1 pseudogene is annotated in these 789 nt (G+C 59.2%); it reads right to left on the reverse strand.

Annotation, left to right across the window (positions count from 1 at the left end):
- A pseudogene (locus tag HV770_RS38090) lies at positions 1-789 on the reverse strand (hypothetical protein); the annotation flags it as partial.

Genomic DNA, 789 nt, shown 5'->3' on the forward strand with positions numbered 1-789 from the left:
GATGCCGTAGGTGTTGTCGCCACTGTCGAGCACGTAATACATCACCGACTGGATGTTATGCGATTTGCGCGCCGCATAGAACTCGCTCAGTTGCGACGTGATGTAGCTCGCGCGGAAGGTCTCGGTCTCCGAAGGACCCGTGTTCCATTCAGTGATCATGAACGGCACGCCATAGCGGGCCTTGCAATACGTTGGCAGGTCGAACGTCGGACCCTTACCGTCGCTACCAATGGCGAAGATGTCGCCGTAGGCCGCGTAGTTGTGCCACGTGGTAATGTCCCAGCGCAACGGCTGATGGCCGCTGGTGCCGTCCGGTTGCATCCCTTCCCACAGCGCGTCCGCCGCGCCAATGTCTGCCACGCAGAAGTTGATACCGCATTTGGCCGATGGCTGAACCGACTTGACGCCGTCAATCATGCCTCGCATCGCACCGCGCATGATCGGCCAGTTGGTGTTGTTGAAGTCCACGGCCAAAGCACCTGCGTACGAGAAATCGATGACAGTGGCGTTCTGGCGCGTTAGTTCGTTGCCGCATTCGTACATCGTCACGCCATACGGCGCCAATGCTGCGGCAATCATCTTCGCGCCCGCCATGTTGTCTTGATAGGCCGCGACTTCGTTCGGGTAGAGCTGGCCGCTGGCATTTGTCACGCCCTGATTGATCAGAACGAGCAGCTTGAGGCCAGCACTCTGGAAAGCCTGCGCGATCTTGACCACAGCGTTGATCTGATTCTGATCCCGCGTGCACCCCACGCGATACGTCGTGCAGCCCATGCCCTTGAGGAGCGA

The sequence above is a fragment of the Paraburkholderia fynbosensis genome, from assembly GCF_902859935.1.
Classification (GTDB): Bacteria; Pseudomonadota; Gammaproteobacteria; order Burkholderiales; family Burkholderiaceae; genus Paraburkholderia; species Paraburkholderia fynbosensis.